This window comes from Dyella amyloliquefaciens (assembly GCF_004296575.1).
Lineage (GTDB): Bacteria > Pseudomonadota > Gammaproteobacteria > Xanthomonadales > Rhodanobacteraceae > Dyella > Dyella amyloliquefaciens.
The window spans coordinates 77,348-103,098 of record NZ_SAYT01000002.1 but is presented as its reverse complement, the minus strand read 5'-3'; the positions used below and the strand labels follow the sequence as shown (position 1 = coordinate 103,098).

Sequence of the window (25,751 nt, the reverse complement as noted above, 5' to 3'; positions counted from 1 at the left end):
GCGGTATCAGGCGCCGCCCCTCGCGGGCAGCAGATGCGCCGAGTAATCCCCGGCAAGCCAGCGCTCCCGCAACACAAATTTCTGCACCTTGCCGGATCCGGTCAAGGGCAGGGCATCGAGTACCACCCAGTGCGCGGGCGTCTTTGGTGCAGCGAGTTCGCTACGAACATGCCGTACTAGGTCGATCGCATCGAGCGTCGCGTCGACCCGTGGACGCAGGAAGGCAACCGCTATTTCTCCCCATTGCGGGTCGGGCACGCCGACCACCGCAACCTCGGCAACACTCGGGTGCATGGCAAGGACATTCTCTATCTCGGCAGGAAAGAGGTTCTCGCCGCCGCGAATGATGAGGTCCTTCAGGCGGCCGGCCATGCGCACGAAGCCGTTCGCGTCCATGACACCAAGGTCACCGGTGTGCAGCCAGCCATCCTTGTCGATCGCACGCTCCGTGGCCTCGGGGTTATCGTTGTAGCCGAGCATCACGCAATAGCCGCGTGCACATATTTCACCCACGACGCCTAGCGGAACGACATCGCTCGCGGCATCACGTATCGACAATTCGGTGTGAGGGAAGGGCTGACCGATCGAATGCATGCGCTCTTCAATCGGATCATCGACACGCGTCAGCGCAAGTCCACCGGAGCTCTCGGTCTGGCCATACAGGATCACGAAGGCACAACCAAACGTCTGCTCGATGCGGACAGCCACCTCCGGAGGCACGCCCGTACCGCCGGAAAGCACGGCACGGAGCGTATCGATGTTGCGCGGTTGATGACCGTAGGCCTCGAGCATCGCGATCAGCATGGTCGGCACACCGATGAACAGATCGACGCGCTCCCGCTCGATCACGGACAATATGTGGTTCGGCTCGAACAGGCGCGCAAGCACGATCTGGCAACGCCACTGCACGCAACCCAACACCCCGATGGAGCATCCCGCCGTATGGAACAGCGGCATGACGTTGAGATAGATATCGCCCGCGCGTGGCCCCATGCGCGACAACCAGAATCTCGCGTTGTTCGTGAGGCCGCGATGGGAAAGGACTGCACCTTTCGGGAACCCCGTGGTGCCGGAGGTGTACTGCACCTGGACCGGATCGTTGGGCCTTACCACGGGTCTCGGGCGAGATGGGCTCGACCGTGCAAACAGCGCGGCAGGATCGTCCAGGTCGACCACTTCGCGGATCGCTTCAAGTGAAGCACTCACGTCGCGAGCGATCTCCGCCATGGCATTGCCACGCCATTCGCGCACGAGGAACAACCCGACGCTACGCGATTGCTCGAGCACGTAGGCAAGCTCTTTGCGCTGATAGGCGGGATTGACGGTGACGAGCGTCAGCCCCGCGAGTCCCGCAGCGAATTGGACGATCACCCATTCCGGTGAATTCGGCGACCAGATCGCCACCCGCTCGCCGGGTTCGTAACGTGAGAGCAGGGCATCCGCCAGCCGCTCGGCATCGGCAAGCAGTTCCCGGTAAGTCCATTGCCGCCCCCGTGAGCCATCGGCCCGCACCTCAAGCAGCGCCAGTGCCCCAGGCGCCTCCGCAGCCGCCTCGATCAGAATGCCGCCAACTGTCGTATCCCGTAGAGGCTCATCGGCCTGCGCCGGAAAGCAGGACGCGCCCAGCGAAACGTCGTACATGATTTCCCCCTTTGTGCAGCGAAACGCTGCACCAGCACGAACGGGCAAGCAAGGCCCGCCCGCTGCACAAGAGTGGCTTGGCTGCCATCGGGCATGGCCATGGAGCATCGGCCACGGGTGCCCGCCGGCCAATAGTGCTTTTGTCAGGCTTCGCCTGAAGGGAGAAACCCATGACTAGGCAAGACGCCGCTCACCGCGTGCTGGCCGCGCTGCTGCTCGTGGCATCGATTCCGCTTTACCGGATCATCCTTGAGCGCGCGCGTGCCTCTGAAGGCCAGTCATCCAAGCCGTATTCGACCGCAATACTGCCGGAGGCCGCGGAAAGTCCCGCAAGGCCCGTAGGCTGTTTCGCGGAACGGGCAACTGGCCCACTGCGAGATCCACGAGGCAACACCCGCGGGAGCGCGGCGCGCATCTGATGCCGGAGCTTCTGATCCATGAAATAGGTAATGGGGCTTGGCGGCCTGGGCGGCAGCGGTGATCGTTGCGGACCTTTGAGCTCGAGGCCTCTTCAGGCCCATCCATAATTTTACATAATATACAGTTTGACAGGTTCAGCTGACTGACCGGCCCAGGACGGGCCATGGTTGAAATACAGGGGTTTACGGGCATTTCGGACGCTGGGCACGCAGTGCCGCAGGCTGATCGTGGCACAGCCACGACTGGCGTCCATGACCCGCGAGTTTCACCCGCGAGGAGCCGGTAATGGACTGGTTCCGAGCCTATCACGGGGCGCCAACCGATCCGAAATGGCTGGTGGTTGCCCAGGTCGCTGGTCACGGCGTCACGCCCGGTCACGTGGCCGCCATCTGGTTTGCGCTGCTCGACCACGCGTCGCGCGCCAAGCCGCGCGGCAACGTCGGCACCTTCGACTTCGACTCCATTGCGGCCCAGTTCCAGTGGCCGGTGGACCTCATTACCGCCACGTATGCAGCGCTCGAGCAGCGTCGCCACATCGTGGACGGCGTGCTGCGCAAATGGGATGAGCGCAACCCGGCCAAGGCCGATGCCACGGCGACGGAACGGCAGCAGCGGCATCGGGCCAAGAAGAAGGCGAGCAAGCCGGTCGGCATCGCCCCGACCGGCGAAATCCCTGTCGATGGTGACGACATGTCACGCCGTGACACGCGTGACAGTCACGCGTCACGCCATGTAACGCTCCTAGAGGAGAAAGAGCAGAGCAAATGCTCTTTCTCCGATAGCTCTAGGCAAGAAAGTAACGTTACTACTCCGTTAGACAGTCAGCGCATCGTGCGCGAGAGGTCTGCTCTGATCGCCAATGTCGGCGAGTTCTGGAGCCGCATCGAATCCGAGGGCATGCCAGCAAGCCTGTTCGTCAGGACCAAGCTGCGCGGCCAGATCCTCGGTTGGCTGAGCCAGGGCATCACCGTCGACCAGTTCGACGACGCAGTTGCCCGTGCACGACGGAAGCGCAAGGCCGACAACGATGCGCGGCCCATCAATCCCGGCTACGTGGCGTGTCAGATCGACGACGTGCTGGCTGGTCTCGCAGATCGAACTCAAGGGGGTGGCTATGAGCACGGAGATGAGCTCAGCCGTGAATTCGCCCGCGGCTGACGAAACGCTGCGCGTGGCAATTGCCAAGCTGTTCAGCGTGTTCAGCCGGAAGTACGGGCACCGCTGGCAACGCCAGTTCGAAGATCCGAAGGCACGGCCCACGTGGTTTGCATCCTTCCGCACCGCGGGCGTGACGGCGGAGATGGTGGATCACGGCCTGGCGCTGCTGTCGAAGGTCGGTACCGGTTGGCCGCCGAGCGACGAGGAGTTCATTCGCCTGAGCCGTCCAACCGAGCCGACGCTCGAGGCAGCACTGATCGAAGCGGGGCGATGGGCACGTGACCAGTCACACGAGTTCTCGCATCCGGCTATCGGCGCAGCAGCCAAGTCGATCGGCATGTGGGATCTGCGATCACTGGACCTGAAGGCTTTGCGCGCCTGTTTCGGCACGGCGCTGCGCACGGCACTCGATCGGCATGCACGTGGTGAAAACCTCGACGTTCCGATCCCACGTGCGTTGCCCGCAAAGGTCCGCGTGACCGTGCGACCAGGTGAGCCAGAACCAGCCAGCATCACTGCGGAGAGGTTGAAGTGCGCCAAGATTCTCGGTCTTTCCCCATGAGGGCTCGCCTTACCAGTGTTACCGGGGGTAACTCACTCCGTGCGGTGATGCCTCGCGGATGGCTCTGCGCTGCGGTCTTAGCCGCTGCGCTCTCTCCCCTGAGTTTCCGCCTACGTGGGTTTGGCACGAAGCCGAAAGGCGAGGGCTGCGAAGCCTTGCGTGGTGCGGCTTCCGGCTGTGCGGCACGGGTCGGTGCAGGACACCCCCCTACAAAAGCAAACCCCTCCGACCCCACCACCCAAACCTGTTTGCCCCTCGAAAAATGGGGAGGGTTTTTAGATTTCGCGGAGGTGCGCCGTGGCTGATGTTCCGCCGCCGCCGGCAACGCTGGTCCTGCCGCCGCAGGAGATGCAGATTCGCGCTCAGCTGCTGAGCCAAGGCGGACCCTTGGCGTCGGCCATGCGTGCCGTGGAGGGTCGCGCATGGCGCGATGCCCTGTGGCTCGGTGAGTGCTGGCTCTGGGTGCAGTTCCTGGTCGTGGTGAGAGGCTTTCGGGGCATGACCACGGCGGCGGATTACGTCGAGGCCGTGGCCCGCTTCATGGGCTGGGTCGAAGACAACGGCCACGACTACCGCACGTTGCGAACCGCCACCCTCGACGCCTGGCAGAAATGGCTGTTTGCGAAACGCCGCCTGTCCGTTTCGTCGCGTCGGCAGGCGTTGATGGCCGTGCGCAGTCTGTACAGCTACCGCGCCACACGCGGCATCGGCGCTGATGTGACCGCTGGCTATGCCGCACCGAAGCTGGTGAAGACGCAAGCGAAGAAATACACGATGGCGCAGCTCAAGGCGCTGTTTGTCGCGGCGCTGCAGGCGCCGATGCCGCTGGTGGCGCAGCGCGATCACACGATGCTGCTGACGTTCCTCACGACCGGTCTGCGCCGCGAGGAGATGACGGCGCTGCGCATCGATCAGTTGGAACTCAGCAGCGACCGCAAGGGCGTCGTGCATGTGTTCGGCAAGGGCAGCAAGGAACGCACGGTGCCGATCGAAGGCCCGGTGGTGCGCGCGCTAGTCGAATGGCTGGAGGCGCGCAGCAAGATCGAGACGCACACCGACGCCGTGTTCGTGAATCTCTCGCGCGCCGGCGGCGCCGGCCATGCGCTCGGCGTCAAGGCCGTGGAGGACCTGGTGAAGCGTGCGGCGCGACGCGCGGGTCTTGGTTCGTGGGGCGTGCACCGCTTCCGCGTGACGTTCGCGACGATGCTGTACGACGACGGTACCGACATCGAGCGCATCCGCATCCTGATGGGGCACGAGTCGATTGAAACCACGCGCCGCTACCTCGCGGTGAGTGCGCGCATGAACAAGCACAGCCTCAAATCCCACCGTCAGCATGCTGCGCTAGGCACGCTGCCTGACGACCTGCCGCTCTGGGCACAAGACATCGAGAGGAAGCGCAATGGATCCAGCATTCTCCCGCCGCGGTGAAGCGCCCACATCGTTCGAGCGGGAGCTGCTGGCGAACCATGGACAGCATGCGCCGCGCACGGATGACGACCTGTGGATGCTGCTGGCCCAGCGCATTGGCCTGGAAAACCTGATGGCCGTGCTCGACGAGGTGGGTGGGATCAAGCTGTGGGTGCCGACCCGCGAACAGCTGGTCCGGCGCGTCTGGGTCGACCTGCGCGACCGGGAAATCCGACGCCTGCGCAACGAGCACCACCTGTCCACCTGCGAAATCAGCACGCGGCTTGGGGTGAATCCTCGCACCGTGCGCCGGGTTGTCCATGGCCGGCCTGTAAGCGCCGCCCCCATCCGTGAGAAACAGCGCGCATGAGTGACAAGACCAAGCGCCCCTACACCATGAGCGACGCTGCCCGCGAGCAACGCCGCAACAACCTGCCTGCCGCCGCGGCAGCCGCGACAGGGCCGGTCACGATCGAGGGAAAGGCAGCCAGCAGCCGCAATGCCTGGGTGCACGGTCGCTACAGCGCCATCAATCGCTCCCAGTTCGCGCAGGGTGCGGCCAGCATGGCCAAGATGTTCGGCAAGCCGTGCGTGACGACGTGTCCGTTTCATCCCGACAATCCGTCGCGCACCGAGGCGCCGTGCAGCCTGGTGCTCGATGGCCTCACGCATGCCGGCGCCAGTTGCCTGGACAAGACCGTCTACGTGCACGCGCTTGATGCGCTGATGAGCGCCTTCACGGACGGCGAGATGGATGGCATGCACGGCCTGCTCGCCACCGAGATGGCCGGCAACATGGCGTTGCTGCGGCAGATCCGTGAGTCCATTGCGAACGATGGTCTTCTGCTGGCCATCCCGTGGGTCTCCAAGGAGGGCGAGGTGGCCAAAGACGACAAGGGCAACCTGGTCATTGCCGAGTACAAGGCGAACCCCATGCTGCCCATGTTGATCAAGTTCAACGAGACACTGGGCATCAACTTCGCCGAGCTGATGGCGACGCCCAAGGCGCGCGAGAAGCTGCGCGATGAGGATGAGGCGGCGGGCGGTCTGCAAACGCTGCTTGGCGCGATTTTCAATCGCGCGCAGAAGCGATTGCCGGGTGCTGGCCATGACTAGCCTGATGGGGTGGCTGGTGATCAGTGCGCTGATGTACGCCGCCGGCTGGCTGCAGCGCAATGCGAGCGCCTCACGCAAGGAGAGGGCGCTGCTTCGCAAATTCGTCGCGTTGACGACAGAGCGTGAGCAGCTTGAGTCCGACAATCGCTTCCTCGAGGAGTGGTGCAACCGCTTTCGCGAGCTGTATTTGAGCTCGGTGACCAGCGTGGATCCGGAATACGGCGCCAAGCTTCGCGATCGTTGGGCGCACGTGCAGGCCCGCCCCAACACATGGCGTCTTTTGCGGCGCGCGCGGCGTGGCTAAGCGCTCGCTTCCTACCGCCGATCACGATGTGCTTCGCCAGATGAGCGAGCGCGGCGTGTTTGCGCCTGATGAGTTCGATGCTTGGATGGCCGCGCGTGGCTGGGCGTGGCAACGCCTCGACCGCGGCGACTACGGACTGACGCTGGAGCAGGCGCTGTTCCTGTTCGTGTTTGAAGATCCGGTGCGCTGGAGCGAAACGTTCCTCGTGGAACCACGTACAGGCGAGCCCTGGCAGTTCTTCGATTACCAGCGCGAGAGCTGCCGCGCCTGGTCGCAGGATGTGGTGCACCAGGACGGCGCCGAGGTCGGCAAGACGCGCGAGATCACCGTGCTGGTGTTGTGGGGGCAATGCACCTGCATGGGCTTCACCGTGCGCCGGCCGTGGATGCTGGTCGGCGCGCCGCAGCAGACGCACCTCGACGAAATCATCCTCGCCATCGAGGAGCAGGTGGGCGCGCAGGAGGGCGGTGAGAAAGCCAGCGGCTCGTTGCTCAGCCAGTTCTGGCTCAAGCCCAAGCGCACGCCGCACATGATGCAGCGGTTCCTGACCATTCCGCTCGGTGAGAGCGAGAAGCCCGGCATCGGTCGCGTGTACTACCGGCCCGCTGGCCACGATGGCGAAGCCTTCCGTGGTGTGCACGTCAACGCCATGGCCTTGATGGATGAGGCAGCAAAGCTCAAGCGCGCGGTGCAGTGGTCGGAATTCTGGCGCTCCGCCATGCCTGGCTGCCGCAAGCGTGTCTACAGCGTGCCGGACGGTGACCGCAGCACGGAGTTTTTCCGGCTGAGTCAGCAGGCGCTGCCGAGTCTCGATGCCATGGCCAAGGGGTGGCGCCTGTTCCACTGGCCCAAGACGATCATGCCGTCGCCGTTCTGGAGCGCCGACCGCGATGCGGAGTTCATCCGTCTGTTCGGCGGGCGCCACACGCCTGGCTACAAGCGCAACGTGCTCGGCGAGTGGGGCGAGGCGGAAAATCCGGTCTGGAGCTGGGATCTGCTGCTGCCCAACGTCACCGACCTGCCGGACTATCGCGTGCTCACGCTCAACGTGGATCGTCAGCGCGGCGAGCTGCACGTGGGCGTGAAACGCGTAGTTCTCCACGTGGAACAAGGCCGCAAATCGGGCACCTATGACTGGCTGTTCGATGGCACCGTGGCCTTGGCGCCCTTCGCCAGTCGCGACGATAGCGAGCGGCGATCCGCCATGCGCGCACTCCTGCGTGAGCACCTAGTCGGCGTCAGCACGGGCGTGTTCTGGGCAGGCGCTGACCTGGGCGAAACCAACGACCCCACCGAAATCATCATCAGCGAACAGCGCGGCCCCAAGCTGCACGACGTACTTCGCATCAACGCCAAGGGCGTCGACTACTACATCCAGCGCGAGCTGATTTTCTGCCTGCAGGAGTTGTTCGGTGGCCGCCCGCATTGGGGCGTTGACCTTGGCAGTGCCGGTACGGTGGTGGTGAAAGATCTGCAGACGCTGGAGGCCTACGCCGAGCAGCGCTTCGACGAGGTGATGACCGGCTTCCAGTTCTCCAACGCCGTGGATTGCGTGGGCGAGGATGGCGAGCCGCTGATCGATCGCGCCCGCGATGACGGCGCCGGCGAAACCATCGTGCGTGCGCCGGCCAAGCATTGGGCCACGCAGTGCATCAGCCAGCGCCTGCAGGCGATGGGCTATGCCATGGCCTATGACGTGGAAGTGCTCAACCACCTCACCAATCACACGGCACGGCAGGGCACTAAGTGGCCCATCTATGCCAAGAAAGATGACCACGACATCGATGCGCGCCGCATGCAGATGCTGCGTCAGCTCTACGACGACGTGGGCGGCGAAATCGACGTATTCAGCAGCGGCAGCGAGGCGAGGGTGGCATGACCAAGGCAAAGATCGTGACCGATGGCGAGGGTCGCTTCTATGGCGTCCAAGTCTTGTGTCCTGGCTGTCTCTGGCCGGATGGCCGACCGTCAGCTCACCTTTTGCAAACGGACTGGGTGGCGCCTGGCATGGAGCGCTCGACGCATGCTAGACCGGATCTTTGGACGTTTAACGGCGATCTTGATCGCCCAACGTTTGCCCCGTCGCTGCTCTGCAAATCCCACCGCTGGGATGGTGAGAAACAAGTTCCCTATGTGTGCCATACCTTCATTCGCGAGGGTCGCATCCAATTCCTCGATGACTGCACGCACGCGCTTGCGGGGCAGACCGTCGACCTGCCGGAGATTGCTGAATGAACCTCAATCCACTCGCGTGGCTGTCTGGCCGCAAATCCAACGATGTAGGCAGTAGCGCACTCGTGCGCAGCAGCATGTCGATGGGTCCATGGCAGGGCGCCATCGGCCAAGGCTTCATCCCGCGCGAGGTGAATCCGTGGTTCCTCGAGGCATTGCGCTCATCGCTCGGCGTGCTCGATGGCGCCATCAATCGACTGGTGACCGTGGATGGCATCATCGATGTGGAGGGCGGCAACGACGCGCTGGTGCAGCTGATCCAGAGCGAGCTCATCGCCTCCATTCCCGTGGGTGACCTGCAGGGCGGCCTGCAGGCCTTCTACGCTTCGCAAGGTGGTGAGGTATACGAGCAGGGCTTCACTGTCGGCGAGATGGTGTTCGACCGCCGTGGTCGCGAGCTGATCGGCCTGCGCGTGGCCGACAGCAAGGGCGTGCTATTCCACCGCAACACTGACACCGGCCAGATGGAGACCTGGTATCTGCCGCCCATCCCGCGCGCTGTGGGACGCCGTGACGGTACCGACAGCGTGCAGACGGTGCTGCGCAATTCGCCGCAGCAGCTCAACGCCTCGGTGATCCAGGGCAAGGGCTATACGCAACTCAACCCGGAGACGCTGATCTACAGCGCGTTCAACCCGGAGAATGATGGCCCGTATGGCGTCAGCCTGATGCGCGGCATCGAGTTCGTGAGTCAGATCCTCCTGCGCATGCATAACGCCCAGTCGCAGGCATGGGATCGTTTCGGCGATCCCATCTTCCACATCAACTACAAGACCAAGAATCGGGCATTGAAGGATGCGGCGCTCGAGTCGCGTCGCGCGAAGCTCGCGAACGATCTGGCCACGGCCATCAATGCCAAGCGCGGCGGCAACAGCGCGGATTTCACGACGGCCGTCGGCGCCGACGACGACATCACAGTGAGCATTGTGGGTGGAGATGGCAAGGTACTCAGCATCGAGATGCCCGCCCGGCACATGTTGGAGCAGATCCTCGGCAAGGTCGGCCTGCCGGCCTGGATGCTCGGTATCCAGCTCGGTACCGCCGAGCGCATGGCCGATAACCAGGCCGAGGTGGTGCTGCAGGAGAGCAAGACGCGCTTCGAAGCACGCCTGCCGGGCCTCGACCGGCTGGTGGCCACCTGGTTGCGAGGTCGCGGCAAGACGTGGAAGCCGGGTGATTGGAAACTGGTGCAGCGCCTGCCGAACCTCCGCGACGAACTCAAGCGCGCGCAGGCGGGGTTCCTCAACGCCCAGACCGCGCTGATGCTCCGCAACGGCGGCGTGACACTGCCTTCCGACAACACCGACCCGCAGAGCGACGACGCGCCGACCAAGGCGTCACGCAAGCAGCTGAATGATCTGCTCGCCGAGACAGCGGCTTCGCTGGTCGGCGATGGCTTCGTGGTCAAGGCGCTCTCTTCGCAGTTCACGCCGCGCGCCAAGGTCACCCGCAAGGCGGCGTCCGAGCAGTGGGCTATCGACGACCCCAACTTGCCGCGTATCCAGAAGGCGGCCGTGTCCGCACTTGGTTCCGCGTGGAACAAACTGCGTGATGACACGCTGGCTGCGCTCAAATTGCCGACCACCAAGGCGGCGGCTGAAACTTTCCAGTTCGACGTGATGACGATGCTGAAGAAGCTGACCGACCTGCAGGCCGAGTTCATTGCCACGAACACGTCGCCCGACAGCGCGCTCGTGCAACTGGCGTTGGAGGTGTGGGTACGCGGTATCGAGAATGCGGCTTCCGGCGTCGACCGTGCCGACGAAGCGTCGACCATTGCCGAGCAGGCGCGCACGCGTCGGGCCGTGGCGCTGGCCACCGATCTGCATTCGACTCTGCAGAAAACCACGGTGCGCGTGTATGAGAACGACATCGTGCATGCCCTGATCGACGGCGCCTACAACGGCGACAACCCGGATGACGTGGCCAAGCAGCTGAGCGATCAGTTCGATACGCACGATTACGACTGGGAGCGCCTGGCCGAGTCGGAAATTGCGGCAAGCCATGCGCAGGGGCAGATCGACGGTCTGTCTGGCATGGGCATCGCGCAATACGACTGGATCCTCGCGCCGGAGGCCTGCAAGGTCTGCACGCGCATCGCCGAGGAAGGCCCGTACGCCGTTGGGGTGGGCCCGATGCCGGTGCGCGATTCGCACCCATCATGTTTTTGTGTCGTTGCTGGCCATGTGTAGGCGGCGCCTCGGGCCTTGATGCGCCGCCCGCGTCACGGGTGTGATGTCGTCTACAACGACATTCACGCCTGAGGCGCTCGCAATGGACAAGGCCGAGATTTCCAACCTTCAGCAGCAGTCGGTGGCCCAGATCAGTGAGGCGCTTCCGACCCTCGACCGCGCCTCGTTGATCGAACTGGCAGCCCAGGAGGCTGCAGCGCCGACGCCGCGCACCACGCTGCAGGCAGCCATCGATAAGCAGCTCGCCGCGCTGGATGCGCAGGACGAGGGTGGCGACAAAGACTCCACGGCGGTGGAAGGGAAGGGCGAGCCGGCGGCGAAACCCGCCGGCAAGCTCTCCATCGATGACTACCGCCACCCCGACTATGCGGGCCCGCTCAGCGGCGAACAGGCCGCGTGGCGCGTGGCCAACGTGAAGCCGGTACGCGAGGCTCGCACGAAGTGAGCCAGCACAAGGCGCTCGCACTCCACGTCAAGGCCGCGCTTGCGGCCGATGACGCTGCTCTCGCGAAGATTCGGCAGTACACCCTTCGCGACTTCACGCCAGACGAACTGCAGTTGCGAGAGTACGTGCTCGCGCACAACTGCATCGATCGTGACAACGAATGCTTCGATGAGGCGCTGCTCGACAACTTTGCGACCACGCTGCTGGGCAAAGGCGTCTATGTGACGCATCCGACCAGCTGGCGAAGCGACGGCGGTCCGGCCGAGGGCAAGGTTTTTGACACGCGCACGGAGATGATGTCGCTGGCCGATGCCCGCGCGCTGCTCAATGAGCCGAACCTTCAGCTGCCGCCCGATCGCACGCAGGTCAAGGTGCTCTATGCGAGCGCCTATTACGCGCGCACCGAAGATAACGCCAGCCTGCTGATCAAGCAGGACGCCGGCATTGCCGGTGACGTGAGCATCGGTTTCACCGCTCCGTCGCCGCAGCCCATCTACGACAACGACAACCGGCAGCTGACGGCTGTGCGCTGGCCTGCGCCGGGTCAGGCGCTGGAAATGTCCCTTGTGTGGCTCGGTGCTCAGCAGGGCGCGCGTGCCGTGAAGAACGCCAGACACCAATCCAATCCGGAGCACACCATGGAACTCACGAAAGAGCAGATCGACGCCCTGAAGGAAAAGGCTGCGAACAACGAAAAGGCCGCGATCTCGCTGGCCGCGCTGAAGACCGCGCTGGGCGACAACGCCACGCTGCTCGACGATCCGGCCTCGCTGGCTCGCTTGGTCACCGATGGCAAGTCCTACAAGGCCTCGCTGGTCGATGACATCGTGGGCATGGAACGCCAGCTCAAGATCACCGGCGACGACGAGCCGTCTGTCTCGGCTTCCAAGGAATTCCTCAGCGCCATGCCGGTGGATCGCCTGGTGGCGATGCAGAAGGGCCTGGAGGCACGGCTGCCGACCAATCACGGCATCAAGGGCGCCAATCCGAACCCGCCGCCGGCCGGCAGCCAGGAGGCACCCGCCGATTCGCCGATCAACAACCCGGCCTTCTCGGCCTAATCGGTCCACACGGTTTCAGGAGACAGCATCATGCTGCAGACTCGTTCGCCGGCCGCCCGCATCCGCACCACGCAGCTGATGCTCGCTGTGGCCACCGTCGCCCACGCTCCCATCGTCAACAACGGCCGCGTGCTCATCCCGACCTCGACGGCCGACGCCAACGCCCTCAACGGCTACGTCTATGACGCGGAAATCAGCGACGCCCCGAAGGCGGCCGTCGCGTGGAGCGCGATGGACAAGCTGTACTGGGATAACACCAACAAGGTCATCACCAACGTGGCCACGAGCAACACGCTCATCGGCTACGCGCTGGAGCCTGCGGCTTCCGGCGATGCGGTGACGGGCCTCGTCGCGTTCAACGCATTCGCGGCCTAAGGAGCCAAGCCACATGCGCAACTTCAGCAACTTCCACGCACTCGGCAAGGTGACCGATCCCGCGCAACAGCTCAAGCAGCTGGAGCAGGCCATCAACCTCGACTTCAGTCTGCCGGCCATGTACTCGCAGCTCGGTGGTTCGCCGCGAATCGCCATGGTCGGTGGTGTCAAGGTCATCGGCGGCGCGAGCGGCGACCTCAAGATGCCGAGCGCCGAGCGTGTGCGTTCGCATCTGGCCACCAAGTGGGCCGTGCCGGGCGACAACCCCAACCTGGTCGATCCGACCAACCGCGTGGTGGAGTTCTTCCACTCCAACATGCCGGACATGGATCTGGGCTACACCCAGTTCTTCGACTTCGTCGACATGCGCAGCAGCCCGCTGGATCGCTTCGACATTCTCGACGCGAACCAAGGCATCACCTTCAACCAGGTGAAGCCGGGCGCCGAAGTGAAGATCCGCCGCAACGTCACCGACAGCCTGATGAGCGTGCCGTATGTCACGTTCGCTGACGGCGTCGGCATCCTCGACGATTGGCTGCGCTTCCAGAAGTGGTGGTCGGTGAGCGACACCGTGGCCGAGTTCAACTCCAAGGCTTGGGACAAGAAGGCGCAGTGGCATTACGACCTGCTGACCGCGCTGCCGTCGTCCATCAACGTGGCCTTCGACACCAGCGACACGAAGACGCTGAACAAGGCCGCTGCCGGCATTCTCCGCAAGGTGAATGCCAAGGGTTACGGCGCCGGCCAGGGTGCGGGCTTCGTGATCGCCTGCGCGCCGGAAGATGTGGGTCGCATCACGCAGATGCTGACGGCGAGCGCCGGCAGCCTGATCGTGGCCTACAACAAGGACATCCAGCCGGTCACGGTGCACGTGTCCGCCGTGGTGGCCTCGACCAAGCTGCCGGCGAACCTCGGCGGCTATTACCTGATCCTGCCGGGTCGCAAGCTCAAGCGCGGCGACTGGCTGGACCTGTCCATCGAAAGCAATCGCAACATCTATGTGCGTGCCAACGACTACGTGGGCACGTTCCAGACCAATGCCGCCATCGGCGACCAGGACCAGGTGGCACGCGTCCTGTTCACCTGATCGCGCTCACCTCCCCGAGCGATCCGCCGCGCGGGTTCCACCGCGCGGCATTTTTTCACGAGGCAGCATGAGCACTCCCAAGGCCACCCACGACGACCTGCTGGATGAAGGGTTTGTCGCCTCGCAATTCGCCCAGAGCGACGGCGATGCGTTCAATGCCTATCTGGACAAGGTCTTGAAGTCGGCCAGCCTGTGGGTGGAGCAGAAGTGTTCGGCGGCCATCTATGCGTCGCTCGCGGAAGAAACCTACGCGTTCGACTGCGCCGTCAAGGCGGAAGTGGCGTACTCCAGTTCGGTGCTGTTTCGCCGCCGCTATGCGGTGGTCGATGCGGCGGTGGTCAACGGCCTGAACAAGGATCAGGCCGCGCTTCTGGCCGAGTTGCGCAAGAAAGAGTCGGACGCCCTGCAGGATGCGACGTACTGGCTCGGTGAGGCCATGCAGGCCGCCGGCACAGATGACAGTGGACTCTACGACGGCAGCGGCATGGCCAGTGGCATCGTGGAGACCGGTCGTTACCCGTCGCCCAACCGTGCGCTGGGGTGCCCATGAGCACCTACGCACCCAACGAATTTGCCGCGAAAGTGGGCGCCATCATCGCGTCGCTCGATGCGGCGCTAAGCACCGGCGTCAAGCAAGCCATCACGCTGACCAATCGCGCCGCGATTGCCCTGCTGAGTGGTGGGCGCAAGGCCGATCCATGGACCTATCCGGTGCCCATTCGCACGCCCGGTGGCTTGCGCGCCAACCAGGCGACCGCCATGGCCTCGCCGATCAGCGGCTATGTGATCAACACGTCGGCTTATGCCGTCGCCATCCACTCCGGTCTCGTGCCCGAGTGGGCGGGCCGCGGCAAACACCGCATGACCCAACGCACGCCGCGCCCGTTTCTTGATGACGCCGTGGCGCAGGTGCAGCCGTTGACGGTGGTGCAGGGCAACGTCGAGGAGGCGCTCAAGGCATGGGCGTGAAGGATTTTACCGACGGCGTGCGCGCGTTGCTGATAGGCGATGCCACGTTCGTTGCCGACATTCAGACGGTGCTGGGCAAGCAGGTCACCACGGTCATGCGTTCGAACGTGCCGTGGGCCCAGATCAACGACAAGCAACTGCCGTGCTACCTGATGGAGCAGGGCAATGGCGACGCGTCATCGTTCGGTGGAAGCGATGAGACCGGACTGACCATTGGTCACTACGAACAGCAGTTCGAGAGCGGCCTGGATGTTTGTCTGCTGTGGAACGAGCAAGACCGCGAGCGCGCCGCTGATCAGCGCGCGCAGCTCCCCGATATTTTCGCGCGGCTGTTCCTGCGTAACCCGCAGCCTGGTGGCGTCGCCGGTGCGTGGTTGCAGCAATGGGTTCCCGACCAGGGCGTGCTTCACCCGCGCCAAGTCTGGGCCGCACGCATTCAGGCGCAACTCGTCATTGAGAGGGATGTATGAACAAGACATACGAAGTGGTGTTTCGCGATGGCACGTTGCCTGGCGTATTCGCGGTCGGTGGTGTCCGCCGCACCCAGAGCATCGATGTGCCCGCAGCGGAAGCCGTGCGCCTGGTGGACGTGAAGGGGCTTGCCTTCGCCAATCCCGATGACGAGCGCGCCGCCCGGGCTGAACTTGCACCCGCATCGGCACCGCTGCCGGCACCGACCCCCGAAACACACGAGGAGGCCTGATCATGGCTCAGCAGGTACGTGGCTCCAATGTTCGCCTGATCGGCTGCACCGATTCGGCCTATGGTGTTCCGGCGACCACGCCGGATGCGCTGATCCTGCCGTACGTGCAGAACAGCGTGAAGGCCTCGCAGACGCGCGACAGCGACGCCACCATCACGGGCTTCCGCGGCATGGTGCGCAGCGTGGCGGGCAACCGCACCGTGAGCGGTACCGTGCAGATCAATGCCGCACCGCAAACGATCGGCTTCTGGCTGAAGCATCTGCTTGGCGCCCCGACCAGCACCACGGCCTCCGGTGTCACCACGCATGTGTTCCAGCCGGCCGCCAGTGGCGCCAACGCGTTGCCGCCCAGCTTCACGATGGAATCCGATCTGGGTCCATCGTTCACGTCCGCCTCGCGTTATAACCGCCTGCTGGGCTGTCGCGTCGCCTCGGCAACGCTGAGCATCAGTCCCTCCGGCTTCATCCAGTTCACGCCCACGGTGACCGGCTCAGATTACGTGGCCAGCGATACGCCGCTGGATGCCACGCCGACCGATACCGGCCATGCCGCATTCAGCGCGCTGACCGCGACGCTGGTCTTTGGCGGCGGCGCCATCGAGCTCGATGCGGCCAAGGTCGACCTCACCATCAGCAACAACCTCGATGAGGACACCTATGTCGTCGGCGGCGGTGGCAAGCGCGGCGATCTGCCTGAGGGTCAGTTCGCGGTGTCGGGCACCATCGACACCCTGCTCAAGGACGATGGCCTCCTGCAGCTCGCCTTGAACGATACCGACACGAGCCTCGTGCTGACGCTGATGCGCGGCACCGGTGACGGCACTCTCGGCAACGAGAAGCTCACCATCAATATCCCGGCGCTCGTGTTTGCAGCGACCACGCCCGAAGTGACCGGCCCGAAGGGTGTGCACCTCACCGGCACCTTCGACAGCCACCGCACCACCGGCGAGACGGGCGTGACCTTCACGCTCAAGACGCCGATCGCCACCATTCAGTAAGGGGTTTGCATGTTCGTACACGCCAACAATGGCTGCGTCCGCTGGCCGGTGGAGGTCAACCAGGTGCAGCCGGACGGTAGCACCACGACCGTCACCATTTACATCACGTATCAGCGACTGACGCGCACGGAACAGCGGGCGCGCGATGAGGAAATCATCGCGTATTCCCGCCAGTTTCGCCTGCTGGTGCCGGCTGATGGCGAGTCGGACACGGATGACCTGCGTGCGAAGCGCGTGGCGCTCAGTGACGAGCGCACCAAGGCCGACGACGACCGCCTGCGCACTCGCGTCAAGGGTTGGTCGAACATCGGTGATATCGAGGGCAACCCGCTGGCATTCACCGCGCAGGCGCTGGAAGCCTTCATTGACGACAGCCTTCTGCGCGACACGTTGTTGAGCGGCCTGCTCGATGCGTCCGTCGGAGCGAAAGCAAAAAACTCGTCGCCTGGGCTCGCTGGGTATCCGGAGCCAGTCCAGGCGTAACCACCAACGGCAAGGAGGATCGGCTATGGGACACGGAGTGCCTGTTCCCCGACACCGATCTCCCGGCCTACTGCAAGAAGTGCCGCGAAAGCGGCGGCTGTGGCGATCGCTGCCCGCGGCCGACGTTGCTGCCGGAATGCCGCCTGGCGGTGCGCGCGTTCGACACCTGCGAAACGCAATGGCGGGTCGCCTTTGGCGGTGCTACCGGTCTCGACTACGCCGCCTGTCTGGCCGTGCTGCAGCTGTACCTGCCGCGATGGCTCGCTGAGGCGTCCGCGGAGGAGGGTGAGGATGTCGGGCTGCCGGAGTTGATGGACGACCTGCGCATCATCGAGCGGGCCTTTCTGGACGCCATGGAAGAGAAAGCCGAGAAAAAACGCCAGCAGAAGCAAACCGAGGACTAATGGGCACGATCACCGAGAACACGCTTCGGGTAAAGATCGAGGGCACCACCGATGGGTCGCTCAAGGCGACCCTTGATGGCGCCACCCAGAGCACGACAGCTCTCGACCAGGCGCAACAGGGGCAGGCGAAGTCGGCGGCTGACGCTGCCGCCGCCCAGCTGGCCCTCGGGACGGCCACCGCACAGTCGGCCGCGCAGGCCACGACGGCAACCACCGCACTGGGTGAGTCGTCGGAGGCGGCTTCCGCGCGCATCAAGGCGATGGTGGCGGCATCCGTGGAGCAACAGGCGGCCACGTCGGGCATTGCGCTCAGTGAGCGCGCCCTGGCGGAGGCGGCCGGTAAGCGCGTGGAACTCACGGCCGCGCAAACGTCGGCCTTGCGCACGCAGATAGAGGCCAGCAACCTCAAGGTCGCCGCCGACCATGCGCTGCTGGCATCCGAGGCAGAAGCCACTGCCGCGATGGTCGTTGCCACCAAGAGCAATGACGAGCAGGCCGCGCACTTCGGGGTCAATTCCCGCTCGATGTCCGAAGCCGCCACCATTCTCAGTGACGTCATCAGCGGGCAGTACGGGCGCATCCAGCGCTCGGGTGCGGCGCTGGCCAACAGCTCTGGCTTGATCGCCACGCTGCTCACGCCAACGGGCCTGGCATTGGCCGGTTTCACGGCCACGGTAGGGCTGCTGGCCACGGGATTCCTCGAGGCTGCCGAGCAGGAGTCCGCGCTGGAGCAGGCCATTATTCGAAGTGGCAATGCCGCCGGTCAAACGGCGGACCAGGTCAAGCAGATGGCTGCGCAGTACGCGACGTTCTACACGAACCAGCGTCAGGTGCTGAATCTGCAACAAGGCCTGATGGCCTCGGGCGCGGTGACCACCAGCACGTTCAAGCTGGCGACGGAGGCGGCCGTAGCGTTTGGCGAGGCCACGGGCGAGAGCCAGAAGCAGATCATCCAGACGTTCGATGAGCTGTCGAAGGATCCGCTGCAGACCCTCCAGAAGATCGATGCGCTCTACGGCAACATCACGCCCGAAGTTCTGGACCATGTGAAGGCATTGCAGGAGGAGGGCGACAAGGCGGGCAGTGTGGCCACGGCGTATCAGGCCATTATCGATGCCATGCGCAACACCGCCGCGGCGGAGCACGACCAGGAAAGCCTGATCGATCGCCTGATCCAGCGCTGGAAGAATGGCGCCGCCTCCATCGCCGATGCCACCTCCAAACTGTTCACCGGCAAGTCGCCGATGGAACAGTTCCAGATGGCGCGCCAAGATTACGAAGCGCACCTGCAAAGCACTCAGCGCAATAGCCCGCTGGATCGCCTGTTCGGTCAGGTCTACACGCCCGAGCAGCTGGAGGCCGAACGCCAGCAGGTTCAGGCCATGGCCGATGCCATTCAGAAGGCGCGCGACCAGGCGGCGCAGGCCGGTCAGACCAGTGACGACAATCGCCTGGGTGCCCAGGCTGACGCCTATTACGACCAGCATTTCGCGAAGCTCGACAAGATCCGCGCCAAGCAGCAGGAGATCAACGACCTCACTGCCACCTATGAGCAGATGTGGGAGCACACCTCGTCGAGCAATCCGCGCCTGGCGGGTGTGCAGCGCGTGGTGAATGCCGATGGCAGCTTCTCGTTCTCGGGCGGACAGTACGACCGTGATCTGGCTGGCATCAACGACAAGTACAAGCAGCGCAAGGGTCCCAAGGACCCCGAGGTGGCCGCTTACGCCACCTTCTCGGGTCAGGTGGATGCGCTGGATGTCAAATCGATCAGCGCCGACGATGCGGCACTCACCCAGTACGAGCAGGGCATCGCTCGACTGGCCGACGAGATGGGCGTCTACATGTCCAAGGGTGGCGATGCCACCAAGGCAGCCGACCTGTTCAATCGCGGACAGCAGGCGCTGCAGAAGACTCTCGACGCCAACCGCCAGAAAGAGCTGGATGGTGAAAAGGAGTACGCCGCCGCGCTGGACAAGAGCAACGCCGCGCTCCAGCAGCAGATGGATAGCGAGGTCGCTCACTACGGCATGGGCGACAAGGAGTACGCCCAGCAGCAGAAGATCAACAAGGCCTATCAGGATGAAGCTGAGGCCATGGAAAAGCTCGCGCTGCAGCGCCAGGCGGGCATCGATGGCAAGGCCGGCGGATTGTCCGAAGATGCCTACCAGGCCGATGTGGCGGCATTGCAGCGGGCCACCCAGCAGAAGGTGCAGATCATCCAGAACGGCTATGCCCAAATGGATGCGGCGCAATCGGACTGGACCAATGGCGCAAAAACGGCACTGCAGAACTATGTGGATCAGGCGCGCGATTCCGCGGACTACGTCAAGGATGCCTTTGGCGGTTTGAACAACGACCTGGAAGATGGCCTGGCCGATTTTGCTCAATCAGGAAAGGTGAGCTTTGCCTCGTTCGAGAAGGATTTCGACAACATGCTGGCCCATATGGCCGCGAAAGCTTTGATTGCTGAGGGCGAGTCGGCGCTGCTGAGTTTCTTCGGGGGCGGTAGCAGTGGCTTCAACTCCCTGGGCGGTAGCGACAGCAGCTACAGCAATATCGGAAGCGATGGTTCCTTCGGTGGCAACTTCAACTTTGCCAGCAGCGCTGGTGGACGCGCCAATGGCGGCCCCATCGACGGCCCGGGCACGGCCACCAGCGACAGCATCCTGATGTGGGGAAGCCGCGGCGAATACATGCAGCCGAAGGATGCGGTCGATTACTACGGCAGTGATTTCATGGACGCAGTGCGGTCCAAGCGCCTGCCGCGGCATGCGTCGGGCGGCATGATCGGTGGCGGGGATGGGACGTCAGGGTCTTCAGGCGCCGCCCAAGTCGTCGTGAATATCCATGGGGCGCCCGAGGGCACCCAGACGCAAGAGAGTCAAGACGGCAACGGCAACCAGGTGATTGATGTGTTTCTCGCACAGGTCGCGCAAAACGTGATGAAGAACGGCGTGGTCGGGCAGGCCATTAGCCGCACCTTTGGCGTGCGCCGCTCGGGCCGCAGCTATGCGCCTGCCTTGTCGGGTGGCTAAGCGATGGCCAACCCCGTCTATCCGAGCACGCTGCCGCCACCGCTGGCTGATCCGTCGACCGCTTACGCGGGGGTGAATAACACCATTCGCAGCAGCACCGATGCCGGCGTGGCGAAGGTTCGGCGCCGCTATACGGCGGTGGCTGAGCCGTTCACTTGCACCATGAAAATGAACTCAGCTCAGTGGAATACGTTGCAGTCGTTTTTTCGTGACGTACTGCAGGACGCGCTTCCCTTTGATTGGGTCGACTGGGTGACGGGCGACGTTGCCACCTATCGCTTCCTGCAGCGCCCGGGGCGCGCATTTGTGAAGGGCAGCGTCGATCGCTGGCTCGTAACGCTGCAGCTGGAGATGGTGCCATGAGTACCAGCACGATCAGCGTTACGGCGTTGCAGGCCATGTTGGCGCAGGAGACGGCGGAAGTGTTCCTGGTATGCGTGACCATCACGCATCCGGACATCGATACGCAGCGCCTGGTCAACAACACGGAGGTGGTCAGTCGCGCGGCCGGCGACTACTTGCCGTGCCCCATGAATTTGGCGCTCCCTGATCAGACCGAAGACCAGGTGCCCGAGGTCAATATCGTGATCGACAACGTTGATCGCGAAGTGCTGCGCCAGATTCGCCTGATCCGAGGCGTGCCGCAGGTGACGCTGGAGGTGATTCTGGCCAGCAGCCCGGACACGGTAGAGGCAGGCCCGTTCGATTTTTCGCTCAAGTCCACCAACTACGACGTGTTGTCCATCAACGGCACGCTGGGATACGACGACGACATCTTGAACCAGCAGGTGCCGGCGCAGACCTATACGCCGGTCAACTCACCGGGGCTGTTCCTGTGAGTGCGCTCCCGATTTGGGCTGCCGGCTACATCGGCATTCCCTACCGCGACAAAGGGCGCAGTCGCGAAGGCATCGATTGCTGGGGCATCGTTCGGCTGGTCTATCGCGAGGTGTTCAACACGCTGCTGCCGGACTACAGCGAGTGCTACCGAAATGGCGAAGACTGGCCGGCGATTGCCAATGCCATCGAGACGGGTCTGAAAGACGGCTGGACGGAGACCACGCAGCCGCGGGCTGGCGACATGGTCACGCTGAAGATTGCGGGTCGCCCGTGGCACTGCGGCGTGATGCTCGATGCCAACTGGTTCATGCACGCTGCTCCGGGTGACAGCGTCGTATGTGATGAGCTGAGAAACGACCGATGGAAGAATCGCATCGAGGGCATTTACCGCCATGACTGACGGCAGCGTTCAGCTCAGCTATCGCGAGCACCCCGCCGCCATGCATGAATACGTGGCGGAGGCGCAGGCAGGTCAGACCGTCGCCGAAATCCTCGGCGATGGTGCGCGCCACACCCTCAAGGTCACACTGGGTGGCATCGAGTTGCCCCGTGCGTTCTGGCCCAAGCTGCGCCCACGAATGGGCCAGAGGTTGGAGATTACGGCGTTCCCGCAGGGTGGTGGGAATAACAACAAGCTCCTGAAGCTGGTTGTGATCATCGTGGCCATTGTCGCCACATTCGTCACGCGAAACCCACAGGTTGGCATGGCCATCCTGAGCTTGGGCTTCACCGCGGTGAATCTCCTCGTTCCGCCGCCGCAGCCAAAGCAGGCGGGCGCCATGGATCCGTTCAATACGCTGGCATCGCTCACGGGTACGCAGAATCAGGCGAGCCCGTACAGCCCGATCCCGCTGGTCATCGGCACATGTGTGTTCTACCCGCCCCACGCAGCACTCCCCTATACCGAGATATCAGGCGACGACCAATACCTGCGCATGATGCTCGACTGTGGGTACGGTGATCTTGATGTCAGCGACATCAAAATCGGCGAAACACCCATCGAAAGCTACGATGATGTTGAGTGGGAGGTCACCACGACGCCCACGCTATTCACACAGGACGTGTACGAGCTGTCGGTAGGCACCGTGCTCAACAATGACAGCGATAGCGATACGCGCACGGGTCAAGCGGGGTCGGCCGAGATGTCTGTCGACTTGCAGTTTCCCAATGGCCTGTATGGCTTCAACAGCGATGGTGACAAGATCTATGCGGGTGTGAATGTCGATATCGCCTACCGCAAGGTCGGCACAACTACATGGTTTGGCATCTATGACCAGCCGGGCCTTTCGGTATCGTCGAGCGCGGCGACCGTCGACCATGCGATGAACCAAATCACCATCAAGAACAACGAAAGCAAGACGCTTCGCGTTGGCATCCGATGGAAGAACTACACCAGCGATCAATACGAAGTAAAAGTGACGCGCCTTGGTCACTTCGGTGATTCGGGGCGCGAATGGTTCTGGGATATGACGTGGACTGTCCTGCGCAGCGTCGACAACCGACCTCCAAGCAATACGGGCACGACCAAGCTGGTCATGCGGATCAAGGCGACCGACCAGCTCAACGGTATGGTCAGCACGGTCAACGTCAAGGCCGTGCAGAAGATCCGCACCTATGACCCATCGACGGCCACCTGGACAACGGGTGTCGCGACGGGCAACAGCGCATGGGTCTATCACTGGCTATACACCACCAGCCCGGGCGTGGCGCGGCATGTGCCAGACACGCGCATGGATATCGATGGCATCGTGGACTGGGCAGCCGAATGCACGGCACGGAGTTACGAATACAACCACGTGGAGTCGGACGGCCGAACCTTCTTCGAGCTAGCGCAGGATGTGTTGGCGAGCGGCCGGGCCACCTTCGGCATGCCCAATGGCAAATATGGCTGCGTGCGCGACGTGCCGCAGACCGTGCCGGTGCAGATGTTTGCGCCGGCCAATAGCTGGAACTTCAGCGGAACCACGCAGTATTACGACCCGCCGCACGCGCTGCGCTGCCGCTTCATCAATCCCGAAGCCAACAACCAGGAGGACGAGCTGGTTGTCTATGCGTCAGGGTATGACGCCTCGTCAGCGACGATCTATGAGGTGATGGACCTACGCGTTTGCACGAATCCAGCGGCCGTCTGGAGCATCGGCGCCTATCACCTGGCGGCGGCGTGGGAGCGCACAAGCGTCTACACATTCAATGCCGACATGGAGCACCTCATTGCCAAGCGCGGTGCGCTGGTGATGGTGGCCCACGATGTCGTTGACTGGGGCATCGCGTCCGGTCGCATCAAGGCGATCAATGGCAATCGCATCCTTCTGGATGGGCCGGTCGACCTCGACCCCGCCAAGCTCTATGGACTGCGCGTTCGGCGTTTTGACAACACGCAAGCCACGAGCGGCGTCACGCCGTTGATCACGTGGGACTGCACGTTCGTGCGCTTCGACATGGATGCGGATGTGGATGACCTCCATGGACCGACGCGGGTGCTGGTGGTAGGCGATCCGACGATGTGTGAGGTCGGTGACCTCTATGTACTCGGTGAGGCCAATCAGGTCGCTTTCCCGGCCATCGTGCAATCCATCAAGCCGCAGAATGACCTGGTGGCCACGATCACCGTGGTGGACCAGGCGCCCGATGTGCCATTGGCCGGTACCGGCACGCCGCCGACATTCGTCTCGCAGATCACTGGCAAGTCGTGGTGCTCGCCGCCCGATCCGCCGAAGCTGACGATTCGCCTGGGTACAAGCGCCGCCAACGATGCTGGCATTGTGCATAACGAAACCGGCATCACCGGCGATGTGGCCAGCGGCATCTACCGCATGCCCGTGACCTTCGGTGGCAATGGCCGCTCGGTGGCGATGCGCTGATGGCCAAGTCAGTCGCCGTGCGCAACGAAGTCCGCTGGCGAGTGGCCGGATCAACCGGCGGCTACAGCTCACCGCAATCGTTCAAGGTGGGCGCCGATATTGTCATCAATGGGCTAGACCGCACCCAGTCCTATGAATTCCAGGCGCGCTCAGTGAGCGCCTGCGGCGCCACCTCTGAATGGGCTGACCAGGACGTGGTGGTCATCCCCGATGCCAGTCAGCGTGTCTCGCAGGCGAATCTGGCCATGCTTCGCGTGGGCGGCATAGGCAGCGCGTGGACAGGATTCACCATTTCCTACATCGCGACGCCAACGAGCGCCACGATCAGCTGCACTGTTGGCACGCTGCAGGATGGCGTAAACAACCCCACATATGCTGCCAGTGACGTGGTGGTCACCGGCACCGCCGGCGCCACGGTCACGTATTACCTCTATTACGACGACCCCGTGGGGAAGGGTGGCACATTCCCCCTCGGTGCCACGACCGTTTACTCAGACCTGTCGCTCAATCAGGGCCGTATTTCGGTGGGCAGCGCCGTCGTTGATTTCCCCACGAGCGGATCAGGTTCCGGTGGCGGGTCACCCGGTGGTGGTGGCAGTGGGTGTGTCTGCATCGATATGTGGCTGCTCGAGGGGCTGCTGGCTGGTGATGTGCAGGTCGGCGATGTCATCGATGGCGCCACCTATGAGCCCATCGGAATGGTCGATCGTGCGGTGACCATGAATACGGTCACGCCGCAGCCGTGCTACCGACTCGAAACGGAATCCGGCTGCGTGGTCGAGGCATCGGCCTCGACACCCATGACGATGCCCGACGGAAGTCTTCGCATGTTCCCGGACATGATCCACCAGCCGGTGCTGGTCAATGATCGCGGGCGCATCGCGTGGGAGCGCGTCGTCTCTCTCAAGCCCATCGGAATTCGACTCGTCGTGCTACTTCGCGTCGGCGACCAATGCTACTTCGCCGGCGTTGATCCCGACCGGCGTGTGGCAACCCACAACATCTTCGCGGCGAAATAATCATGGCCTACGAAAAGCAAACCGACATTCCCTGCGCTGACGGCGAGACTGTTGTGAAGCTGCTCGACATCGGCGAGCTGGTGGCGGTGCAGTGCCCAGCATCCCGGGACGACAGCACGAACATGAATCTGTTCGCCCCGTCGGCACGCTGGATTGATACCACGGGGGCAACCAAGACCGACCCGTCAGGACGGAAGGTGTCCACTGTGCGCACGGTGTCGATCGCGCCAGGTGAGGTGGCTCGCCTCACGCCAACGGTCATCGTCAGGGAATGCGTGTGCCTGGTGCTGGGCGAGCCACTCACGCCCGATCCGGATTTTCCCGACCTGAACCTGCTCAAGTGGGGGCCTGACACCGTGGCGCAAATGTCGATCCGCAATGCCATCGCCGCGGCAAGCATTGCCGCGCCCGCTGCTGCCGACGTGCTTTAAGG

28 protein-coding genes are annotated in these 25,751 nt (G+C 63.6%); 27 read left to right on the top strand and 1 reads right to left on the bottom strand.

Translation table 11 applies throughout. From position 1 onward, the window contains the following. Positions 1–6: 6 nt before the first annotated feature. Positions 7–1,641 (bottom strand): AMP-binding protein, encoded by a 1,635-nt coding sequence (locus EPB08_RS05120; RefSeq protein WP_130618011.1) that lies wholly within the window; start codon positions 1,639–1,641, stop codon positions 7–9. A gap of 705 nt (positions 1,642–2,346) precedes the next feature. Between EPB08_RS05120 and EPB08_RS05115 the strand changes: the two genes are divergently transcribed. The 27 genes from EPB08_RS05115 (at position 2,347) to EPB08_RS04985 (ending at position 25,749) form a co-directional block, all read left to right on the top strand. Next, positions 2,347–3,219 carry a hypothetical protein gene (locus tag EPB08_RS05115; RefSeq protein WP_130618010.1) on the top strand — a complete coding sequence of 291 codons (873 nt, stop codon included), beginning with the start codon at positions 2,347–2,349 and terminating at the stop codon, positions 3,217–3,219. Then, complete coding sequence (locus tag EPB08_RS05110; RefSeq protein ID WP_130618009.1) at positions 3,188–3,781, top strand: hypothetical protein; 594 nt, start codon at positions 3,188–3,190, stop codon at positions 3,779–3,781. Before EPB08_RS05115 ends, EPB08_RS05110 begins: the two co-directional genes overlap by 32 nt. A gap of 297 nt (positions 3,782–4,078) precedes the next feature. Then, complete coding sequence (locus EPB08_RS05105) at positions 4,079–5,212, top strand: tyrosine-type recombinase/integrase (RefSeq protein ID WP_130618008.1); 1,134 nt, start codon at positions 4,079–4,081, stop codon at positions 5,210–5,212. Continuing rightward, positions 5,184–5,561, top strand: coding sequence for a hypothetical protein (locus EPB08_RS05100; protein ID WP_130618007.1), 378 nt, complete (start codon positions 5,184–5,186; stop codon positions 5,559–5,561). The genes EPB08_RS05105 and EPB08_RS05100 overlap by 29 nt, the downstream gene beginning before the upstream one ends. Further along, positions 5,558–6,307: a hypothetical protein gene (locus EPB08_RS05095; RefSeq protein WP_130618006.1), complete on the top strand. Its 750-nt coding sequence runs from the start codon at positions 5,558–5,560 to the stop codon at positions 6,305–6,307. The genes EPB08_RS05100 and EPB08_RS05095 overlap by 4 nt, the downstream gene beginning before the upstream one ends. Continuing rightward, positions 6,300–6,611, top strand: a complete 312-nt coding sequence (locus tag EPB08_RS05090) for a hypothetical protein (RefSeq protein ID WP_130618005.1) — start codon at positions 6,300–6,302, stop codon at positions 6,609–6,611. Before EPB08_RS05095 ends, EPB08_RS05090 begins: the two co-directional genes overlap by 8 nt. After that, complete coding sequence (locus EPB08_RS05085) at positions 6,604–8,490, top strand: hypothetical protein (RefSeq protein WP_130618004.1); 1,887 nt, start codon at positions 6,604–6,606, stop codon at positions 8,488–8,490. The genes EPB08_RS05090 and EPB08_RS05085 overlap by 8 nt, the downstream gene beginning before the upstream one ends. Then, complete coding sequence (locus EPB08_RS21015) at positions 8,487–8,846, top strand: ubiquitination-like system serine protease family protein (RefSeq protein WP_165418410.1); 360 nt, start codon at positions 8,487–8,489, stop codon at positions 8,844–8,846. The genes EPB08_RS05085 and EPB08_RS21015 overlap by 4 nt, the downstream gene beginning before the upstream one ends. Then, a complete protein-coding gene (locus EPB08_RS05075; protein WP_130618003.1) occupies positions 8,843–11,035 on the top strand; it encodes a structural protein in 2,193 nt (730 codons plus the stop codon). The genes EPB08_RS21015 and EPB08_RS05075 overlap by 4 nt, the downstream gene beginning before the upstream one ends. A gap of 82 nt (positions 11,036–11,117) precedes the next feature. Continuing rightward, a complete protein-coding gene (locus EPB08_RS05070) occupies positions 11,118–11,480 on the top strand; it encodes a hypothetical protein (RefSeq protein WP_130618002.1) in 363 nt (120 codons plus the stop codon). After that, positions 11,477–12,541: a hypothetical protein gene (locus EPB08_RS05065; protein ID WP_130618001.1), complete on the top strand. Its 1,065-nt coding sequence runs from the start codon at positions 11,477–11,479 to the stop codon at positions 12,539–12,541. Before EPB08_RS05070 ends, EPB08_RS05065 begins: the two co-directional genes overlap by 4 nt. A 30-nt stretch (positions 12,542–12,571) precedes the next feature. Continuing rightward, the gene (locus EPB08_RS05060) at positions 12,572–12,916 is read left to right on the top strand and encodes a DUF2190 family protein (protein WP_205746285.1); all 345 of its coding nucleotides are present in this window, start codon (positions 12,572–12,574) and stop codon (positions 12,914–12,916) included. A 13-nt stretch (positions 12,917–12,929) separates the two neighbouring features. After that, the gene (locus tag EPB08_RS05055; protein ID WP_130618000.1) at positions 12,930–14,003 is read left to right on the top strand and encodes a hypothetical protein; all 1,074 of its coding nucleotides are present in this window, start codon (positions 12,930–12,932) and stop codon (positions 14,001–14,003) included. 67 nt (positions 14,004–14,070) lie between these two features. Continuing rightward, entirely contained in the window at positions 14,071–14,553 is a 483-nt protein-coding gene (locus tag EPB08_RS05050; RefSeq protein WP_130617999.1) for a hypothetical protein, read from the top strand. Further along, positions 14,550–14,972, top strand: a complete 423-nt coding sequence (locus EPB08_RS05045; protein ID WP_130617998.1) for a hypothetical protein — start codon at positions 14,550–14,552, stop codon at positions 14,970–14,972. Before EPB08_RS05050 ends, EPB08_RS05045 begins: the two co-directional genes overlap by 4 nt. Next, positions 14,963–15,442, top strand: a complete 480-nt coding sequence (locus EPB08_RS05040) for a hypothetical protein (RefSeq protein WP_130617997.1) — start codon at positions 14,963–14,965, stop codon at positions 15,440–15,442. Before EPB08_RS05045 ends, EPB08_RS05040 begins: the two co-directional genes overlap by 10 nt. Continuing rightward, positions 15,439–15,675 (top strand): hypothetical protein, encoded by a 237-nt coding sequence (locus EPB08_RS05035; RefSeq protein ID WP_130617996.1) that lies wholly within the window; start codon positions 15,439–15,441, stop codon positions 15,673–15,675. The genes EPB08_RS05040 and EPB08_RS05035 overlap by 4 nt, the downstream gene beginning before the upstream one ends. Before the next feature lie 2 nt (positions 15,676–15,677). Further along, positions 15,678–16,673, top strand: coding sequence for a phage tail tube protein (locus EPB08_RS05030; RefSeq protein ID WP_130617995.1), 996 nt, complete (start codon positions 15,678–15,680; stop codon positions 16,671–16,673). A 9-nt stretch (positions 16,674–16,682) separates the two neighbouring features. Beyond that, positions 16,683–17,156 carry a hypothetical protein gene (locus EPB08_RS05025; RefSeq protein ID WP_130617994.1) on the top strand — a complete coding sequence of 158 codons (474 nt, stop codon included), beginning with the start codon at positions 16,683–16,685 and terminating at the stop codon, positions 17,154–17,156. 125 nt (positions 17,157–17,281) lie between these two features. Beyond that, positions 17,282–17,560, top strand: coding sequence for a DUF1799 domain-containing protein (locus EPB08_RS05020; protein WP_130617993.1), 279 nt, complete (start codon positions 17,282–17,284; stop codon positions 17,558–17,560). After that, positions 17,560–20,598, top strand: coding sequence for a phage tail length tape measure family protein (locus tag EPB08_RS05015; RefSeq protein WP_130617992.1), 3,039 nt, complete (start codon positions 17,560–17,562; stop codon positions 20,596–20,598). The genes EPB08_RS05020 and EPB08_RS05015 overlap by 1 nt, the downstream gene beginning before the upstream one ends. Positions 20,599–20,601: 3 nt before the next feature. After that, positions 20,602–20,961: a hypothetical protein gene (locus tag EPB08_RS05010; protein WP_130617991.1), complete on the top strand. Its 360-nt coding sequence runs from the start codon at positions 20,602–20,604 to the stop codon at positions 20,959–20,961. Further along, positions 20,958–21,437 carry a DUF1833 family protein gene (locus EPB08_RS05005; protein ID WP_130617990.1) on the top strand — a complete coding sequence of 160 codons (480 nt, stop codon included), beginning with the start codon at positions 20,958–20,960 and terminating at the stop codon, positions 21,435–21,437. The genes EPB08_RS05010 and EPB08_RS05005 overlap by 4 nt, the downstream gene beginning before the upstream one ends. Beyond that, positions 21,434–21,838, top strand: coding sequence for a C40 family peptidase (locus tag EPB08_RS05000; RefSeq protein WP_165418409.1), 405 nt, complete (start codon positions 21,434–21,436; stop codon positions 21,836–21,838). Before EPB08_RS05005 ends, EPB08_RS05000 begins: the two co-directional genes overlap by 4 nt. Then, a complete protein-coding gene (locus EPB08_RS04995; protein ID WP_130617988.1) occupies positions 21,831–24,299 on the top strand; it encodes a host specificity factor TipJ family phage tail protein in 2,469 nt (822 codons plus the stop codon). The genes EPB08_RS05000 and EPB08_RS04995 overlap by 8 nt, the downstream gene beginning before the upstream one ends. Beyond that, entirely contained in the window at positions 24,299–25,318 is a 1,020-nt protein-coding gene (locus EPB08_RS04990) for a hypothetical protein (protein WP_130617987.1), read from the top strand. Before EPB08_RS04995 ends, EPB08_RS04990 begins: the two co-directional genes overlap by 1 nt. A 2-nt stretch (positions 25,319–25,320) precedes the next feature. Then, positions 25,321–25,749: a hypothetical protein gene (locus EPB08_RS04985; RefSeq protein ID WP_130617986.1), complete on the top strand. Its 429-nt coding sequence runs from the start codon at positions 25,321–25,323 to the stop codon at positions 25,747–25,749. Positions 25,750–25,751 lie beyond the last annotated feature (2 nt).

Bases quoted from the DNA above. Each gene is read 5' to 3' on its own strand.
- EPB08_RS05120 (WP_130618011.1), bottom strand. From the start codon at position 1,641: ATGTACGACGTTTCGCTGGGCGCGTCCTGCTTTCCGGCGCAGGCCGAT.
- EPB08_RS05115 (WP_130618010.1), top strand. From the start codon at position 2,347: ATGGACTGGTTCCGAGCCTATCACGGGGCGCCAACCGATCCGAAATGG.
- EPB08_RS05110 (WP_130618009.1), top strand. From the start codon at position 3,188: ATGAGCTCAGCCGTGAATTCGCCCGCGGCTGACGAAACGCTGCGCGTG.
- EPB08_RS05100 (WP_130618007.1), top strand. From the start codon at position 5,184: ATGGATCCAGCATTCTCCCGCCGCGGTGAAGCGCCCACATCGTTCGAG.
- EPB08_RS05095 (WP_130618006.1), top strand. From the start codon at position 5,558: ATGAGTGACAAGACCAAGCGCCCCTACACCATGAGCGACGCTGCCCGC.
- EPB08_RS05090 (WP_130618005.1), top strand. From the start codon at position 6,300: ATGACTAGCCTGATGGGGTGGCTGGTGATCAGTGCGCTGATGTACGCC.
- EPB08_RS21015 (WP_165418410.1), top strand. From the start codon at position 8,487: ATGACCAAGGCAAAGATCGTGACCGATGGCGAGGGTCGCTTCTATGGC.
- EPB08_RS05075 (WP_130618003.1), top strand. From the start codon at position 8,843: ATGAACCTCAATCCACTCGCGTGGCTGTCTGGCCGCAAATCCAACGAT.
- EPB08_RS05070 (WP_130618002.1), top strand. From the start codon at position 11,118: ATGGACAAGGCCGAGATTTCCAACCTTCAGCAGCAGTCGGTGGCCCAG.
- EPB08_RS05060 (WP_205746285.1), top strand. From the start codon at position 12,572: ATGCTGCAGACTCGTTCGCCGGCCGCCCGCATCCGCACCACGCAGCTG.
- EPB08_RS05055 (WP_130618000.1), top strand. From the start codon at position 12,930: ATGCGCAACTTCAGCAACTTCCACGCACTCGGCAAGGTGACCGATCCC.
- EPB08_RS05050 (WP_130617999.1), top strand. From the start codon at position 14,071: ATGAGCACTCCCAAGGCCACCCACGACGACCTGCTGGATGAAGGGTTT.
- EPB08_RS05045 (WP_130617998.1), top strand. From the start codon at position 14,550: ATGAGCACCTACGCACCCAACGAATTTGCCGCGAAAGTGGGCGCCATC.
- EPB08_RS05040 (WP_130617997.1), top strand. From the start codon at position 14,963: ATGGGCGTGAAGGATTTTACCGACGGCGTGCGCGCGTTGCTGATAGGC.
- EPB08_RS05035 (WP_130617996.1), top strand. From the start codon at position 15,439: ATGAACAAGACATACGAAGTGGTGTTTCGCGATGGCACGTTGCCTGGC.
- EPB08_RS05030 (WP_130617995.1), top strand. From the start codon at position 15,678: ATGGCTCAGCAGGTACGTGGCTCCAATGTTCGCCTGATCGGCTGCACC.
- EPB08_RS05025 (WP_130617994.1), top strand. From the start codon at position 16,683: ATGTTCGTACACGCCAACAATGGCTGCGTCCGCTGGCCGGTGGAGGTC.
- EPB08_RS05015 (WP_130617992.1), top strand. From the start codon at position 17,560: ATGGGCACGATCACCGAGAACACGCTTCGGGTAAAGATCGAGGGCACC.
- EPB08_RS05010 (WP_130617991.1), top strand. From the start codon at position 20,602: ATGGCCAACCCCGTCTATCCGAGCACGCTGCCGCCACCGCTGGCTGAT.
- EPB08_RS05005 (WP_130617990.1), top strand. From the start codon at position 20,958: ATGAGTACCAGCACGATCAGCGTTACGGCGTTGCAGGCCATGTTGGCG.
- EPB08_RS04995 (WP_130617988.1), top strand. From the start codon at position 21,831: ATGACTGACGGCAGCGTTCAGCTCAGCTATCGCGAGCACCCCGCCGCC.
- EPB08_RS04990 (WP_130617987.1), top strand. From the start codon at position 24,299: ATGGCCAAGTCAGTCGCCGTGCGCAACGAAGTCCGCTGGCGAGTGGCC.
- EPB08_RS04985 (WP_130617986.1), top strand. From the start codon at position 25,321: ATGGCCTACGAAAAGCAAACCGACATTCCCTGCGCTGACGGCGAGACT.